Raw genomic sequence first — 14,753 nt, forward strand, 5'->3', positions numbered from 1 at the left:
ATCAGGCCCGCCGGGGTGAGGCCGCGCCGTCCACGTGGTCACGCCACGAGTGTCGGGGTTCGTAGCCCAGCACCCGCCGGGCCTTGTCGATGCTGAGCAGGGTCTCGTGCTCGCCGAGTTCCTTGCGGATCGGCACACCCGGGTAGACCTCGGCCATCAGGCTGGCGCTGGACCGGCTCATCACCGTGTCGGCGTTGGCGATGACGAAGACGTCGGCGCCCGGCACGTCGTGGACCAGGGCCCGCTCGACCGCCTGGGCGCCGTCACGGGCGTCGATGTATCCCCACAGGTTCCAGCGGCGCAGCGCCGGGTCGGCGTCGAAGGACGGGAACGCCGCGTAGTCCGCGACCTCCATCACGTTGGAGAACCGCAGACCCACCATGACCAGGTCGGAATCCCAGCGGCAGAAGTGCCGCGCCATCTCCTCCTCGAGCGCCTTGTTCAACGAGTACGTCGACTCCGGTCGCGGCGCGTACTCCTCGTCCACCGGCGCGTACGGCGGCGGGGTGTCGAACGGCAGCCCGAGCACGGTCTCGCTGGACGCCCACACCACCCGCTTGATCCCCGCGGCCCGGGCCGCGGCGAACACGTTGTACGTCGCCGCGGAGTTGTTGGCGAACGTGCTCGCGTTGCTCATCAGGCCCGGCGCCGGCACCGCGGCCAGGTGCACGACGGCGTCGACCCTGCCGCCGTGCTCGTCGGTGCCGCCCGTGAACGCCTCGACCACCTGGCCGTAGTCGGTCAGGTCGACGAGCAGGAACTCGCCCGCGACGTCGCGGGGGTCACGCCCGCCGACCCGGTCCACCGCCAGCACCTCGACGCCCCGCTCGCGCAGGTGCGCGACCACCACGCGACCGAGCTTGCCGGTGGCCCCGGTGACGACGACCCGCCTGGGAAGGGATGGAGCAGCCTCAGTCATGCCGCCATCCTGCCCGCCCCGGGTGGCGCCGACCCCGCGGGGTGGTCGTCGGGTGGTGGACGGGTCGGCGTTCTCCCAGCGTGGCGACCGGCGTCGGCCCGCTCAGCGGCGTACCGCGCGCCACAGTCGGCGGTAGAAGTCGACGTACGTCTCCTCGACGTGCACGGCGTACCGACGGGTCTCCGGGTGCCGGGCCGGCAACTGGTTGATCGGCACGTTCATCGCCGCGTGGTGCTCGACGTGCAGGTTGTTGCCGTTGGTGAACCACGTGCTGAACCAACTGCCCCGGATCGAGCGGGTGTTGCGGAGCACGTCGGTGCTGTCGGTGTCGCAGAGGATGTGCTCGGGCAGCTCGACCAGGAAGTGCATCGGCACGGCCAGGACCAGCGGCAGCAGCCACAGCCGCAGCACCGTCTCGTGATGGCCGCTGACGGCCAGCCCGACGACGAGCAGGAGCACCGCGCCGAGGAACAGGTGCTCGGTGATGATCCGGCGGCGCATGATGTCGCTGACAGTGCCGAACTCGTACCGCCACCGCCCGGTCGCGGCGCGGACGATGTCGCGGCCGACAACGCCCAGCCGCCCGTAGTCGAGCAGGCCGCGCAGCAGCGCTCCCCGGGTCAGGGGCGCCCGGGTGTCGAAGCCGAAGAACTCGGTGTCCTGCGGGGTGCCGAGGTAGCGGTGGTGTTGCAGGTGCCGCACCCGGTAGTGGGTGTAGACGACCATCAGCGGCAGGCCGAGGGGCACCCCGACCAGCCGGTGCGGCCACGCCGCCCGGAAGGCTGAGTGGTGCAGGGCCTGGTGTTGCAGCTCGACGGCGTGGGTGAACATCGCGGCCAGCAGGACGACACCGGCGACGGCCGCGACGGGCTCGGGACGCAGCGCGAGCGCGGCGCCGAGCCCGGTGAGGACGGCCAGCAGGGCCAGCTTGGCGAGGAAGACCCGCTCGTCGGTGGCGGAGGTACGGGCGCGGGCGAACAGCAGCGTGGGGGGTGCCGCGGTCGTCATTCGGGGTGTCTCCGTGGTTCGAGGGCTGCTCAACGACCGCTGAGCAGCACGACGTGGGTTCCGTCCAATGCGGTGGTGCGGGCGTGCTGCAGCAGTCCGGCGAGCGCGACCGCGCCGGCGGCGGTGGGGTGGGCGCCGTGCCGGGCCAGGCGGGCCCGCGCGTCGCACAGCTGGTCGTCGTCGACGCCGTGCACGAACCCACCGCTGTCGGCGATCGCCGCCATCGCCTCCGGGCCCTGGAGGGCGTGCCAGTTGACCAGCGGCTGGTTGTGGTCGGTGGTGACCACGCCGTCGGGCGGCAGCATGCGGTACGGACCGGGCCAGCTCGTGACGAGCGGGTTGTTGGCGGCGGAGCCGACGCCGTGGATCGGCACCGACCAGCCGAGCGCCGCCAACTGCCGGTGCACGGCGATGACGGTCGTGCCGTTGCCGACCGGGATCCACAGCGCCGCGGGAGGTTCGGCGAGTGCCCGGTGCAGGGCGTGCGCGACGACGCCGTGGCCGGCGAGCACGGCGTCCACGTACGGCCCGTCGACGTTCCCGTCGACCGAACCCTCCTCGCGGGCCAGCCGGCGGGACTCGTCGACGGCGTCCTCGTAGGTGCCGGGCACGAGGTGCACGTCGGCGCCGGCCGCGCGCATGAAGGCACCGCCGTCACTCCAGCCGGTGGGGAGCACCACGGTGCAGGCCATGCCTGCGGCGGCGGTGGCCATCGCCATCGCCCTGCCGTAGTTTCCGCAGGTGGCGATGACGACCCGCCGGTGGCCGTCGGCCGCGGCACGCCGCACGACCGCCCGGGCGGCCGGTTCCTTGTGGCTGCCGGACGCGTAGCGGGTCTCGTCCTTGACCAGCACGCGGGCGCCGGGCACGAGCTCCCCGGCGTCGATGAGCGGCGTTCCATACGCGTCGACGGGCGCCTCGGACAGCAGTTCTACGGACACGGGATTCCTATCGGGTGAGCAGCGCGTCGGCTTCGCGCTGGAGGTCGTCGCGGGAGCCGATCTCCGCGGGCGGGACGGAGTCGGGCAGGTGGTCTTCGAGCAGTCGCAGGCGGGGGGTGAACCAGCCGCGGACGGCCCAGGCGAGCTGGAGCAGGCCGCTGACGACGACGAGCAGGGCGAGGCCGCGCCCGGGCCCGGTGCCGAGGATCGGGCCGACGGTGCCGGCGAGGACGCCGTCGGGCTCCAGCAGGGGGCGCACATGGTGTTCGGCCAGCGGTCCGACGACCAGGTAGCCGATCGGCATCGTCAGCATCATCACCGTGATGAAGATCGACAGAACCCGGCCCTGGAGCTCGAAGCCGACCTTGGTCTGCACCAGGGCGATCCAGTGGCCCTCGGCCAGGGACTCGCCGAAGGTGAGTAGGAACATCCCGGCGATCACGAGGGCCGGCGCGTTGCCGATCCCCACCACGGCCATGGCGAGGCTGCCGACGCCCATGAAGATGATGAGCCCGTTGGCGCGCCGGGTGGTGCCGCCCCAGAGGCCCATGGTGAGGCTGCCGGCGAGCCCGCCGAGACCGCTGGCGCCCAGGGCGAGGCCGAGCACGGCGGGGGTCTGCTCGATCAGCAGCATCGGGGTGATGACGGCGAAGCCGAGCGTGTAGAAGGCGTGGTCGACGACGAAGAACCGCAGCGCGGCACGGAGGCCGGGCCGCCGGGCGATGTACCGCCAGCCGGCGGTGAGCTCGGTGCGGAACGTCTCCTCGCGGCGGTGAAACATCAGGTCCGGGAAGCGGACCGCCAGCAGGGTGAGCACGCCGACGGCGAAGGTGACCATGTCGATGACGAGCACACCGGACACGCCGATCAGGCCCACCAAGCCGGCGCCGAGCATGGGCGCGAACACCAGCCCGACGCTGACGCCGAGCTGGGTGATGCCGTTGGCGTGTCCGAGGTACCGCTTCGGGACGAGCTGGGCGACCGCCGCGAGGTAGGCGGGTCGCTGGAAGGCCCCGGCCAGCGACGTCACCGACGCCGCGAGGTAGACCTGCCAGAGCTGCAGCCCGCCGGTGAACACGACGACGGCGAGCGCGCCCATGGCCGCCGCCGAGACGCCGTCGCTGACGAGCATCACGGTACGTCGGTTCCACCGGTCGGCGATGGCGCCGGCGAGCGGCCCGACGAGGATGCCGGGCAGCAGGCCGACCGCGCTGACCATCGCGAAGTCGGTGATCGACCCGGTCTGCTGGAAGACCCAGATGCTCAGCACCAGCGTGCTGAGGCCGCTGCCGATCATCGACAGGAACTGGCCGATCGCGACCAGCGCGAACCGCGCCAGGCTCGGCTGCGCCGGCCGCTGCGTCCGTGGCCGGTCGGCGGCACGGGCGGCGGGGGGCGACGGCGGCCGGCCCGACGGGCCGCCCGAGTCGACGCCGACCGCGGAGACGTCCGGGGCGGCCGGGGTGTCGACGCCGACCGCGGGACCGTCCGGGGTCGGCGCGCGGCCCTCGACGAACGACACCAGCGTGCGGGCGAGCGGCTCGGCGTGGCTCTTGACGAAGAAGTGCCCCGCGCGGGGCAGGACGGCCAGCGCCACGTCGTCCGCGAAGTGCCGCCACTCCTGGTGTCGTTCCTGATAGTGCTCGGTGACCCGGTCGCGGGCGCCCACGACGGCGAGCAGCGGCGCGCGCAGGGGCGCGGACGGCTGCTGGAAGGCCGCGGTGAAGTACTCCTCGGCGTCGCGGGCGTCGTGGCGGACGTTGCGCAGGACGAACGCCTCCTGCGCGGGGTCGTCCACGTCGGTGAAGCCGCCGCGCCCCCGCAGGTAGGCGAGGTACTCGCGGTCCGAGGTGAACCGGTCGGTCGGTACCAGGCGGTAGAACCAGTCGAAGAAGCGTCCGGGCAGGCGCGCCGTCGGGAAGCCGGCGCCCAGGGCCACGCCGACCAGGGGCAGCCCCGCCTCCTCCGCCCGACGGGCGATCTCGACGGTCACCGCGACGCCGAGGCAGTGGCCGTACAGCAGGACCGGCCCGTCGATCTCCCGCAGCTCCGTCAGGACGAGTTCGGCCACCGTGGTGGCGGGCAGCAGGTTCTCGTCGGCACGGGACTGGTCGTGGCCGGGCAGCTCGACGGCCTGCAACGCCCAGTTGAGCGGGAGGGCCGCGGCGAGCGGCTGGTAGGCGATCGCGCTGCCCCCGGAGTACGGCACGGCGACGACGGTCACGCCCCCGGTGGACGGGTCGGCCTCCGCCGGGGTCAGCCGGTACAGCAGCCGACGGTCGGCGCCGGCCGCCGGGTCCCGGTCCTGCAGCAGCGCCGCGAGCCGTCGTACGGTCGGGTGCTGGTAGAGGTCGAGCAGGGTCGGCGCGGGTTCGATGCGCCGGATGACCTTCAGCGCGGCGAACGAGTCGCCACCGAGGGCGAAGAAGCTGTCTTCGACGCCGACCGTGTCGAGGCCCAGCGCCTCGGACCACGCGTCGGCGATCGCGCGTTCCAGGGGCGTACGCGGGGCTGTGCCGGCGTGCTCGGCGGCGGCGACGGGCGCCGGAAGCCGGCGCCGGTCGAGCTTGCCGTTCGGGGTCAGCGGCAGCGCGTCCAGGGTGACCAGGCGGGCCGGGACCATGTGCACGGGCAGGGTGGTGGCCAGCGCGTCGCGGATCAGCGTCTCGTCCACTGTGGCACTCGGCCGGGGCACGACATAGCCGACGAGCTGGGCCACGCCGGACGGCAGCGCGTGCACGGCCGCCGCACACGCCAGCACGTCGGGCAGCGCGCCGAGGGCCGCCTCGACCTCACCGAGCTCCACCCGGTAGCCGTTGACCTTGACCTGGTCATCGAGGCGGCCGAGGAAGTCGACGGTGCCGTCGAGGTGGTAGCGGGCCGAGTCGCCGGTGCGGTACATGCGGGCGTCCGGCCCGGGTGCCCACGGGTCGGGCACGAACCGGTCCGCGGTCAGCTCGGGACGGTCGTGGTAGCCGGGGGCCACGCCGCGCCCACCGAGGTACAGCTCGCCGACGACCCCGGGCGGAACCGGCCGGCGGTGCGCGTCGAGCACGTAGACCCGGTTGTTCGGGAAGGGTCGACCGATCGGCAAGGGCGCCTCGTCGGCGAGGTGGTCCACCGGGGCGTCGAAGTAGACGTTGTCGACGGTGACCTCGGTGACCCCGTACGCGTTGACGACCCGGTTGGCGGGCCCGACCAGGCGTCGGGCCAGCTCGTACTCCCGCACGTGCCACTTCTCCCCGCCGCCGATGAGCAGGCGCACGAAGTCGAGGCTCTGCCCGGTCCGGTCGACGTGTCCGAGCAGGGTGCGCAGCACCGCCGGCACCAGCTCGGTGCACTGGACCCGCTCGGCGCGCATGAGCGCGTACAGGTCGGCCGGGTCGAGGAGGGTCTCCCGCGGCACGACGACCAGCCGGCCCCCGGTGCAGAGGGCGCGCAGCGTCTCACCGACGAACATGTCGAAGGAGAAGCTGGCCGCCTGCTGGTAGGTCCACCCGGGTTCCAGGTGGTAGGCGTGCTGCCACATCGCCACGGCGTGGACCAGGTTGGCGTGGTCGACGACGACGCCCTTGGCGCGACCGGAGGATCCGGAGGTGTAGATGACGTACGCGGGGTCGCTGCCGGTGTTGACCGGTGGCAGGTCGTCACGCTCCGGCGGGAGCGGGCCGCGCAGGTACGCGTCGTCGACGAGGGCCACGGCCCGGCTGTCCTCGCGCATGTAGCTCAGCCGGTCCGACGGGTACGCCGGGTCGAGCGGGACGTACGCGCCGCCGGCCTTGAGCACCGCCCACATGGCGACGAACAGGTCGATGCCCCGGTCCAGGCAGATCGCCACCCGGTCGCCGCGCCGTACGCCCTCGGCGCGCAGCCGCCGGGCCACCCGGTTGGCTCGGGCGTTGAGCTCGCCGTAGCTGATCGTGGTGTCGCGGAAGGTCAGCGCGGGCGCGTCGGGGGCCGCGGCGACCACGCGCTCGAAGAGCTGGTGCAGCGTGGTCACGGCGGGCAGCGGGACGGCGCTGTCGTTCCAGATGTGCAGGATCCGTCGCTCCTCGTCGGCGGTGAGCAGCGGCAGCCGGCTGACCGTTCGCCGCGGGTCGGTGACGGCGGCGTCGAGCAGCGTGAGCAGGTGGTCGAGGAGCGCCGCGATCCGGGCCGGCTCGAACAGTTCGGTGGCGTAGTCGACGCTCAGCACCGGGCCGTCGACCGGGAAGTCCAGGCTGACGGAGAGGTCGACCAGGGTCGCGGCGGGCGGCAGCTCCCCCGCGTACCGCACGGCGGGGTCGTCGGTCGACGGCACGTTGTGGACGGTGAGCAGGACCGGGCTGAGCCGGTTGCGGTTGCCGGAGCCGGGGCGTCGCAGGGCGTCGACCAGGTCGGGCAGGGCGAGGTCCTGGTGGTCCAGGTCGGCGAGGACGCTGTCGCGTACCCGGTCGAGCAGGTCGGCGAAGGTGGGGTCCCCGGCGACGTCGCCGCGCAGCGGGAGGATGTTCAGCAGCGGGCCGACGACGCCTTCCAGCTCGGGGCTGGTCCGGCCGGCGACCGGCGACAGGACCGTCACGTCCGTGCGCCCGGTGTAGCGGCTCAGCACCGCCTGCAGGCCGGCGAGGACCACCATGAAGAGGCTGGCCCGCCGCGTCCGGCCGCACTCGGTGAGTCGCCGCAGCAGCGCCGGGTCGAGCGGGCGGCGCAGGCGGGCGGAGGCGAACGATCGGGCGACCGGCCGCGGCCGGTCCGCCGGCAGGTCGAGGTCGAGGTCGGCGCCGTCGAAGCGACCGCGCCAGTACGCGACGAGCGTCGGGTCGGCCTTCGCCGCGGCGTACCGGGCGGCCAGGTCGGGCACGGCGGGCGGCTCGGGCAGCCCGGCGGCGGCGCTGAGATCGCCGTCCGGCTGGTCCAGGGCAGCCCGGTAGAGCGCGGCCAGTTCGGTGCCGACGACCGTACCGGACCAGCCGTCGAAGACGAGGTGATGGACGAGCAGGACGAGTTCGTCGTCGCCGTCGGCGCGGATCAGGACGGCCCGGGCCGGCGGGCCGCCGGCGAGGTCGATCTTCTCGACGTCGGGGAGCGCCCCCTCGACGAGCGGGATCTCCCCGTCGGTGTCGATGACCAGACGCGGTTCGTCGTTGTCGTCGGGGAAGCGGGCGCGCAGCAGCGGGTGCCGGCGGACCAACTCGCGCAGACCGCGGGTCAGTGCGGGCAGGTCCGCCCGGCCGCCCCACCGGAACCGCAGGCCCAGGGTGTGCGCGGGCAGGTCGGCGCACACCTGCTCGGCCACCCAGAAGTCGCGTTGCAGCGGGGTCAACGCCGCCGACTCCCCGTCGAACCAGGCCGGTTCGGCGGCCCGGACGACCGGGTCGCCCTGCCGCTCGCCGGTCCGGTCGTCCCGGTGACCGGGGTCGCCGTCCACGGTGGGCCCGGCGGGCAGCAGGGCGGCGACCGCGGTGAGGGTGGGTGCCGCGTACAGCTGGCTGAGCGTGAGGTCCACGCTGCGGCGCCGCAGCGCGCCGATCAGCCGCACGGCGTCGAGCGACGTGCCGCCGAGGGTGACGAAGTCGTCGTCGGCGCGTACGTCGGCGACGCCGAGCAGGGTGCGCCACATTGCGGCGACCTCCGCCTGCGGCGGCGTCAGCCCGGTCGACGGCGGCGGCGCGTCGGGGACGGCGGCGGCCAGGGCGGCCCGGTCGATCTTGCCCTGCGGGGTCCGGGGGAACGACGGGTGCCGCGTCAGCGCGGACGGGACCAGATAGGACGGCAGCCGCTCGCCGAGGCTCGCCCGGACCGCCCCGAGGTCGACCGTCTCGTCGGCGACGACGTGACCGAGGAGGCGGGAGTTCCGGTCGTCGAGCAGCACCACGGCGTCGGTGACGCCGGCGTGCTCCCGCAGCGCCGCTTCGACCTCGCCGAGTTCCACGCGGAAGCCACGGACCTTCACCTGGTCGTCCAGCCGGCCGAGGAATTCGAGGCCGCCCTCGGGTGCGCGCCGGACCCGGTCGCCGGTGCGGTACTCGGGCCGGCCGTCCGGTCCGGGGCGGAACCGCTCGGCGGTGAGTTCGGGTCGGTCCAGGTAGCCGGTCGCGACCCCGGCGCCGCCGATCAGCAGCTCCCCGACGTCGGTCTCCGCGCCGGACGGGTCGACGATCCGGCAGGTAACGCCGGGCAGCGGGTGGCCGATCGGCACGGCCTCGCCGGTCCACCGGGTCAGGTCGGCGACGGTGGCGACCACGGTGGTCTCGGTGGGGCCGTAGGTGTTGAGCAGTCGCACCGAGGTGCCGGCCACCGCCTGCCAGTCGCGCACCCGGTCGGGCCGGGCCGCCTCGCCTCCGATGATCACCAGCCGGAGCGTCGTCGGCAGGGTGGCCTCGCCTCGCGCGAGGGCGGCCACCACCTCGTGCCAGTAGGCGGTGGGCAGGTCGAGGACGGTGATGCCGAGGGCGGCGCACCGGTCGAGGAACAGGTCCGGACGGCTGATCATGTCGTCGTCGCGCAGCACGACCGTCGCGCCGCTGATCAGCGGCGCGAAGAGCTCCTCGACGCTGGCGTCGAAGCTCAGCGAGGCGAACTGCAGCATCCGGTCCTGGCCGCTCAGCTCGTAGCGGCTGGCTGCGGTGTGGCAGAAGTGGTGCAGCGCCGACCGTGGGATCAGCACGCCCTTGGGGCGGCCGGTGGACCCGGAGGTGAAGATGACGTACGCGGTGTCCGAGGCGGTCTGCCCGGAGCCGGCGGGTGAGACCGTCGAGATCCCGGTCTCGTCGATGACCGCCCGGGGGCGCGTGTCGGCGAGCATCGCCTCGATCCGCCGCGCCGGATAGGTCGGGTCCAGCGGCACGTAGCCGGCGCCGGTGCGCAGGACCGCGAGGATCGCGACGACCGCGGGGAGGCCCCGGGGCAGACGTACCCCCACCAGGTCGCCGTCGCGCACGCCCTCGCCGACGAGGTCGCCGGCGAGGGCGTCGACCTGTTCCACGAGTTCCGCGTACGTCAGGGCGCGGGATTTCTCCACCAGTGCGACCGCCGACGGAAGGCGCCGCGCCCGTTCGGCGACAACGGCCCAGACATCGTTGTCCAGCACGGTCGGACGACCGTCGATTGCCTGACTCACGGAACTCCCCGAGGTGTGCGGTGGGACGCGGAAAGGCTAGAGGCAGCGGCGCGGATGGCACGTGAACGCCGGATCAAACATGGAGTGCGTAAGGCGGCGCGAAATTCGGTGACTCTTTACCGACGGTCCGGCGAAACGCCTGCGTACGAGGCATCCGCCGGTACTCGGTCCTGCTCGGACGGCTTCCATTTCTGGACGCTCGGCGGACATTCCGCGTTCATCTCGCCCGCATTTTCCGCCTCGACTCCTGGCCGACGGCGCGCTATATCGGTTGGCGACGGGTTGCCGGTGCCGTGCAATGGAGCCGTGACGCCACAAGATCAGGATCTGTCGTCGGACGACGGCACGCCGCCGGACCCGATGCACCCGGACCAGCTCGGCATCGACGCCACAACGGTCCGGCGGCTGGTGGACGAGCAGTTCCCGACCTGGGGGGACCTGCCGGTCCAGCGGGTCGGCGCGCACAGCACGGTCTACGCCGTCTTCCGGATCGGTGACCGGTTCGCCGCGCGGTTCCCGCTGCAGGGGCAGGACGTGGCGGCGGTGCGCCGCTGGCTGGAGTCCGAGGCGGACGCCGCCCGGAAGCTGCGGGGCCGGACCCGGTTCCCCACCCCGGAGCCCGTCGCCGTCGGCGAGCCCGGCGCCGGTTACCCCCTGCCGTGGTCCGTGCAGACCTGGCTTCCCGGTGCCGTCGCCACCGACGAGGACCCGGGCGACTCGGTCCCCTTCGCACACGACCTGGCCGAGTTCATCGTCGGCGTCCGCGCGATCGACACCGAGGGGCGCACGTTCGCGGGCCGGGGCCGCGGGGGTGAGCTGCCCGCACACGACGAGTGGATGCACACCTGCTTCCGGGAGAGCGAGGGGCTGCTGGACGTCCCGCTGCTGCGCGGGTTCTGGGCGCGCATGCGGGAGCTGCCGCGAGGCGCGGCGCCGGACCGGATGACGCACGGCGACCTCATCCCGGGCAACGTCCTCGTCCGGGACGGACGACTGGCGGGGGTGCTCGACGTGGGTGGGGCGGGTCCGGCCGACCCCGCCCTGGACCTCATCAGCGCCTGGCACCTGCTCGAAGCCGGTCCCCGCCAGGCGTTGCGGCGGCGGCTCGGCTGCGACGACCTGGAGTGGGAACGCGGCCGGGCGTGGGCCCTCGCGCAGGCGATGGGCCTGGTCTGGTACTACCGGCGGACCAACCCCGTCATGTGCGCGGTGGGCCGGCGCACGATCGCGCGGATCGTCGCCGACCCACCGGCCTGACCCGCCGCCCCTTGACCGTGGAATGTGAGCGGCTTAACTTCATCGATCAGAAAGGTCTCTTAACTAATCCGCCCCCTCCGCCGTGGGAGTGCCGATGCGACCATTCCGCCACCGCCGTCTCACCGCCCTCGTGGCCCTGACAACCCTGCTGGTCACTGCGGCCCCGCCGGCCGCCGCCAGCGCGCACGACAGGTCGGAGCGCCGCGCCGGCTACCACCGGGTCGGCTACTTCACCCAGTGGGGCATCTACGGCCGGGCCTTCCCGGTCAAGAAGCTGGACACCTCCGGGGCGGCGAGCCGCCTCACCCACATCAACTACGCCTTCGGCAACGTCAGCGAGGACGGCCGCTGCTACGTGGACGGCGGGCCCGGCGAGGGGGACGCCTGGGCCGACTACCAGCGACCGGTGCCGGCGGAGGAGAGCGTCGACGGCGTCGCCGACGCGTGGGGCGAACCGCTGAACGGCAACTTCGGCCAACTGGCGAAGCTCAAGGCCGAGCACCCCGGCCTGAAGGTGATGATCTCGCTGGGCGGCTGGAGCTGGTCGACGTACTTCTCCAACGCGGCCCGCACGGACGCCTCCCGCAAGGCGTTCGTCGCCTCCTGCATCGACCTCTATCTCAAGGGCAATCTCCCGAACCTCGACGGCGGCAGCGGCGGCCCCGGCTCCGGAGCCGGCGTCTTCGACGGCATCGACCTGGACTGGGAGTGGCCGAACTGGCCGGGCGAGCCGGGCAACGTCGTCCGCACCGAGGACCGGGAGAACTTCACCAAGCTGCTCGCGGAGTTCCGCAAGCAGCTCGACGCGTACGGGCGCACGACCCGCGAGCACCACCCGCTGACCGCGTTCCTGCCGGCCAACCCGGCCGCCATGGACGCCGGGTTCGAGGGCCGCAAGATCTTCAAGTACCTGGACTTCGCCACCGTGCAGGGCTACGACTTCCACGGCAGCTGGGACACGCGGACCAACCAGCAGTCGGCGCTGCGGGTGCCGGCGGGTGCCCCCGACTCCCCCGACTTCTCCGTCGAGGTGGCGATCGACGGTTGGCTGGACCGGGGCGCGCCGCGCGACAAGCTCGTCCTCGGCATCCCCTACTACGGGCAGGGCTGGACCGGTGTCACCGGTGGCGGCAACGGCCTGTTCCGCCCGGTCGCCGGGCCCGCTCCGGCCACGCACGCGGCCGGGTACGAGGACTACAAGAAGCTCAAGACCCTGCCCGCCGCCGGCTACACCGTCCACCGTGACCTGCGCGCCGGGCACGCCTGGCTCTTCGACGGCACGACCTTCTGGACGTACGACGACCCGGCCGTCGTGCTCCAGAAGATGCTCTACATCCGGCGGGCCGGCCTGGCCGGGGCGATGGCCTGGTCACTGGACGGCGACGACGACAACGCCACGCTGACGAAGACGATGAGCCTCGGGCTCACCACCTGGTAGCCATCGCGGCCACCGGCCCGTCCCCGCCCGTCCCCTCCACGGGCGGGCGACGGGCCGCTGGGCCGGACGCCCGTTCCACACCGTCGAAGAGCATCAATCTCCACGTCGCCGGGTGGACACGTGCCGGGCGTCCGGAGCCGTGAGCATCCATTGTGATCTGTCACATCGGACGCAGGAGCACGACATGCGCGACAGAAGCAGCATCCGTCGGTCCCGGATCGCGAGGGCGCTCACCGCGGCGGGTGCCGCGGTGACGTTGGCGGCAGCACAGCTCGTGGCGCCGACGGCGGCGACGGCCGCCGTCAGCCGGGCCGACCTCGCCCTCCGCTGGGCTCCCATCCACTACCAGGACGTCGACGCGACCGGAGCCCACTCGCTGGGCGGCCAGTCGGACTACATCGCCAAGGTCGACTTCGACGGCGACCTGAACGGGCGCAACAACTGGGATCGGACCGGCCAGGCCGGCACCTCCCTCGCCGCGCACGCCTACTACTCCGTCGTGGAGACCAGCACCCACTGGTACATCACGTACCTCTTCTTCCACCCCCGGGACTGGACCGACCACCCCTTCTTCGAGACCGAGCACGAGAACGACGGCGAAGGAGTCCTGCTGGCCGTCGAGCGCGACGGCTCGACCTACGGTGTCCTGCGCGGGGCCGTGACGGTCGCGCACAGCGACTTCTACTCGTACACGCCGGCGGGTAGCACATGGACGAGCGGCCGGGAGACCGTCGACGGCACCCTGCAGTTCCAGTCGTCGCCGCACGATTCGTTCACCCACCCGGTGACCGCTCAGGAGGCACAGGGGCACGGCCTGAAGGCGTACCCGCAGTACACGATCAACGGCGACGGGATCGTCTACTACCCGTCGACGGTCGCCGAGACCCCGAGCAGCGGCAACGACCGGGACGTCCGGTACTCGCTGATCGACATCTTCGCCGCCGACGGGCTCTGGGCGCAGCGGGCGAACACGAGCCTGTTCGCCGGGCTGGGCACGTTCGCGGGTGACACCTCCGGCGACTGCGGCTCGGGCACCTGGAGCTGCTCGACCAACTCGGCCAACGCCCCGTGGGGCTGGGACGACGGCAACGACCTGCCGGCCCGCGGCGAGTTGGCCAGCGACCCGGCGAAGCTCGCCGTCGAGTACTTCACGGTTCCGGCGGGCCTGGCCCGCACCTACACCCACAACCCGTACGCCGCCGCATCCGCCGCGCTGAAGGAGGCGGCCCGGACCGCACCCCCGGTGGTGGACTGACCGCCGCCGACCCGGCGTGGCCGGCCCCGTCGGGGCCGGCCACGCCGTCACCGCCGCTCAGCGGGTCAGCGCGGTCCCGCGAGGCGGTGTCGCGGTGCCGTGAACGCGCCTGGCGTGCGAGGCGTAGAGGCGGGGCGCGAGGATCGGCATGATCAGCCGGGCGGGTCCGGGGGCCTCGGCGAGCACCGCCTTGACGACCTCCGGGTCCCCCTCGTACATGGCGATACCGAAGACCAGGGGCAGGATCTTCTTCGGGGCGTGGCGCATACCGTGCTCCCCCAGCCCCTTCCACTCGGCGGCGGTGACGTGCTTCTCGGCCAGCGGCAGGATCTCCCGCTCCTCCAGGTCCATGTGCTCGATCAGCGCGGCGCGGAGGGCGTCCAGGGCCTCCGCGAGGGCCTCGCCACCGCGGGCCGTGGCCCGGAACGCGGGCAGCAGGGCGACGACCTGGGCGTGCGCCGCCTCGATCGCGTGGTGCTGCGCCTCCATCGTGGGGACGATCGCTTCGGCCTCCGCGCCGCCCCGCTCCCGCAGCCGCGGCCACAGCAGCAGGTCCTCACCCTCGTGGTGGGTGTGCAGGATGAGGCACATGAGGTCGGCGTGCGCGCCGACCACCTCCGCGCGCCGGGTGTCGCCCGGCGCGACGTCCCGGACGAGCTGCGGGAGCAACCCGAACTCCCGGCGCATGGCCGCATGCGCCATGTACATGTCGCGGACATCGGCCATGGGTTCGTTGTGGTTCCGGTTCACGGTGACCTTTCGAGGACTCGGACACATCGCGCGCCACCCGCGCACGGGGTGCGCCTGGCACGCGATTCCCAGCGTGCCCGGGG

General features: G+C 73.1%; 8 protein-coding genes. 3 read left to right on the plus strand and 5 right to left on the minus strand.

The genetic code is table 11. The features are described from left to right. Window position 1: 1 nt before the first annotated feature. The 4 genes from ACIBTV_RS23425 to ACIBTV_RS23440 form a co-directional block, all read right to left on the minus strand. Window positions 2-919 carry an NAD-dependent epimerase/dehydratase family protein gene (locus ACIBTV_RS23425; protein WP_396708056.1) on the minus strand — a complete coding sequence of 306 codons (918 nt, stop codon included), beginning with the start codon at window positions 917-919 and terminating at the stop codon, window positions 2-4. Between the two features lie 102 nt (window positions 920-1,021). Continuing rightward, complete coding sequence (locus tag ACIBTV_RS23430; protein ID WP_396708058.1) at window positions 1,022-1,927, minus strand: fatty acid desaturase family protein; 906 nt, start codon at window positions 1,925-1,927, stop codon at window positions 1,022-1,024. Between the two features lie 29 nt (window positions 1,928-1,956). Beyond that, window positions 1,957-2,868, minus strand: coding sequence for a pyridoxal-phosphate dependent enzyme (locus ACIBTV_RS23435; protein WP_396708060.1), 912 nt, complete (start codon window positions 2,866-2,868; stop codon window positions 1,957-1,959). Between the two features lie 7 nt (window positions 2,869-2,875). Then, the gene (locus ACIBTV_RS23440) at window positions 2,876-9,970 is read right to left on the minus strand and encodes an amino acid adenylation domain-containing protein (RefSeq protein WP_396708062.1); all 7,095 of its coding nucleotides are present in this window, start codon (window positions 9,968-9,970) and stop codon (window positions 2,876-2,878) included. Between the two features lie 306 nt (window positions 9,971-10,276). Between ACIBTV_RS23440 and ACIBTV_RS23445 the strand changes: the two genes are divergently transcribed. The 3 genes from ACIBTV_RS23445 to ACIBTV_RS23455 all read left to right on the plus strand — a co-directional run bounded on the left by ACIBTV_RS23445 (window position 10,277) and on the right by ACIBTV_RS23455 (window position 13,920). Then, entirely contained in the window at window positions 10,277-11,227 is a 951-nt protein-coding gene (locus ACIBTV_RS23445) for an aminoglycoside phosphotransferase family protein (RefSeq protein ID WP_396708063.1), read from the plus strand. 94 nt (window positions 11,228-11,321) lie between these two features. Continuing rightward, window positions 11,322-12,665 (plus strand): glycoside hydrolase family 18 protein, encoded by a 1,344-nt coding sequence (locus tag ACIBTV_RS23450; RefSeq protein ID WP_396708064.1) that lies wholly within the window; start codon window positions 11,322-11,324, stop codon window positions 12,663-12,665. 184 nt (window positions 12,666-12,849) lie between these two features. After that, complete coding sequence (locus ACIBTV_RS23455) at window positions 12,850-13,920, plus strand: hypothetical protein (protein ID WP_396708066.1); 1,071 nt, start codon at window positions 12,850-12,852, stop codon at window positions 13,918-13,920. Between the two features lie 57 nt (window positions 13,921-13,977). Here the strand turns inward: ACIBTV_RS23455 and ACIBTV_RS23460 are convergent, their stop codons facing one another. Next, window positions 13,978-14,646 (minus strand): hemerythrin domain-containing protein, encoded by a 669-nt coding sequence (locus ACIBTV_RS23460; RefSeq protein WP_396708068.1) that lies wholly within the window; start codon window positions 14,644-14,646, stop codon window positions 13,978-13,980. Window positions 14,647-14,753: the final 107 nt, after the last annotated feature.

Source organism: Micromonospora sp. NPDC049366, from assembly GCF_044466625.1.
In the GTDB taxonomy this organism is placed as follows: Bacteria; Actinomycetota; Actinomycetes; order Mycobacteriales; family Micromonosporaceae; genus Micromonospora.

Excerpts from the sequence above, each read along its gene's own strand:
- ACIBTV_RS23455 (WP_396708066.1), top strand. The coding sequence starts at position 12,850 with ATGCGCGACAGAAGCAGCATCCGTCGGTCCCGGATCGCGAGGGCGCTC.
- ACIBTV_RS23430 (WP_396708058.1), bottom strand. The coding sequence starts at position 1,927 with ATGACGACCGCGGCACCCCCCACGCTGCTGTTCGCCCGCGCCCGTACC.
- ACIBTV_RS23450 (WP_396708064.1), top strand. The coding sequence starts at position 11,322 with ATGCGACCATTCCGCCACCGCCGTCTCACCGCCCTCGTGGCCCTGACA.
- ACIBTV_RS23425 (WP_396708056.1), bottom strand. The coding sequence starts at position 919 with ATGACTGAGGCTGCTCCATCCCTTCCCAGGCGGGTCGTCGTCACCGGG.
- ACIBTV_RS23460 (WP_396708068.1), bottom strand. The coding sequence starts at position 14,646 with ATGGCCGATGTCCGCGACATGTACATGGCGCATGCGGCCATGCGCCGG.